Here is a 2228-nt window from a genome sequence, read left to right as displayed (position 1 = left end):
TTTGGATAAGCCCTCGACCGATTAGTACCTGTCAGCTCCATACATTGCTGCACTTCCACCTCAGGCCTATCAACCTCGTCGTCTTCAAGGGGTCTTACTAATTGGGAAATCTCATCTTGAGGGGGGCTTCACGCTTAGATGCTTTCAGCGCTTATCCCGTCCGCACTTAGCTACCCAGCTATGCTCCTGGCGGAACAACTGGTGCACCAGCGGTGCGTCCATCCCGGTCCTCTCGTACTAAGGACAGCTCCTCTCAAATTTCCTGCGCCCACGACAGATAGGGACCGAACTGTCTCACGACGTTCTGAACCCAGCTCGCGTACCGCTTTAATGGGCGAACAGCCCAACCCTTGGGACCTACTTCAGCCCCAGGATGCGATGAGCCGACATCGAGGTGCCAAACCTCCCCGTCGATGTGGACTCTTGGGGGAGATAAGCCTGTTATCCCCAGGGTAGCTTTTATCCGTTGAGCGATGGCCCTTCCATGCGGTACCACCGGATCACTAAGCCCGACTTTCGTCCCTGCTCGACTTGTCAGTCTCGCAGTCAAGCTCCCTTTTGCCTTTGCACTCTTCGAATGATTTCCAACCATTCTGAGGGAACCTTGGGGCGCCTCCGTTACTCTTTAGGAGGCGACCGCCCCAGTCAAACTGCCCACCTGACACTGTCCCCGTACCGGATCACGGTACCAGGTTAGAACTCCGATACGATCAGGGTGGTATCCCAACGGCGCCTCCACCGAAGCTGGCGCTCCGGCTTCCTAGGCTCCCACCTATCCTGTACAAATCGTATCAAAGTCCAATATCAAGCTGCAGTAAAGCTCCATGGGGTCTTTCCGTCTTGTCGCGGGTAACCTGCATCTTCACAGGTATTAAAATTTCACCGGATCTCTCGTTGAGACAGCGCCCAAGTCGTTACGCCATTCGTGCGGGTCAGAATTTACCTGACAAGGAATTTCGCTACCTTAGGACCGTTATAGTTACGGCCGCCGTTTACTGGGGCTTCGGTTCATAGCTTCGGGTTACCCCTAACCACTCCCCTTAACCTTCCAGCACCGGGCAGGCGTCAGCCCGTATACTTCGCCTTGCGGCTTCGCACAGACCTGTGTTTTTGCTAAACAGTCGCTTGGGCCTTTTCACTGCGGCCCCCTCGAGCTATTCACTCTACCGGGGCACCCCTTCTCCCGAAGTTACGGGGTCATTTTGCCGAGTTCCTTAACGAGAGTTCTTCCGCGCGCCTTAGAATTCTCTTCTCGCCTACCTGTGTCGGTTTGCGGTACGGGCACCTTCTCCTGACTAGAGGCTTTTCTTGGCAGTGTGAGATCATGACCTTCGGTACTATAATTTTCCCTCCCCATCACAGCCCAGCCTTAACGGTGTGCGGATTTGCCTACACACCAGCCTCACTGCTTGGACGAGCATCCATCAGCTCGCGTCACTACCCTACTGCGTCACCCCATCGCTCATAACGGATTACGGTGGTACAGGAATTTCAACCTGTTGTCCTTCGACTACGCCTTTCGGCCTCGCCTTAGGTCCCGACTTACCCTGAGCGGACGAACCTTCCTCAGGAACCCTTAGGCTTTCGGCGGATCAGATTCTCACTGATCTTTTCGTTACTCATACCGGCATTCTCACTTGTATGCTGTCCAGCGCTCCTTACGGTACACCTTCAACCTACATACAACGCTCCCCTACCCCTGATACATAAGTATCAAGCCATAGCTTCGGTGGTGTGTTTAGCCCCGTTACATTTTCGGCGCAGAGTCACTCGACCAGTGAGCTATTACGCACTCTTTAAATGGTGGCTGCTTCTAAGCCAACATCCTGGTTGTCTGTGCAACTCCACATCCTTTCCCACTTAACACACACTTGGGGACCTTAGCTGATGGTCTGGGCTGTTTCCCTTTTGACAATGGATCTTAGCACTCACTGTCTGACTCCCGGATAATAAATATGTGGCATTCGGAGTTTGACTGAGCTTGGTAACCCTTGGCGGGCCCCGCACCCAATCAGTGCTCTACCTCCACTATTCTTCTTTCCGAGGCTAGCCCTAAAGCTATTTCGGGGAGAACCAGCTATCTCCGAGTTCGATTGGAATTTCTCCGCTACCCCCACCTCATCCCCGCACTTTTCAACGTACGTGGGTTCGGGCCTCCAGTGCGTGTTACCGCACCTTCACCCTGGACAGGGGTAGATCACACGGTTTCGGGTCTACGCCTACAAACT

Annotated in this window: 1 rRNA gene; it reads right to left on the bottom strand. The window is 53.9% G+C overall.

What is annotated here, in order from left to right:
- Position 1: 1 nt before the first annotated feature.
- A 23S ribosomal RNA gene (locus tag IM700_RS22865) occupies positions 2-2228 on the bottom strand; the annotation flags it as partial.

It is taken from the genome of Paenibacillus rhizolycopersici, from assembly GCF_014947195.2.
Classification (GTDB): domain Bacteria; phylum Bacillota; class Bacilli; order Paenibacillales; family Paenibacillaceae; genus Fontibacillus; species Fontibacillus rhizolycopersici.
This window is presented reverse-complemented; position numbering and strand designations above follow the sequence as displayed.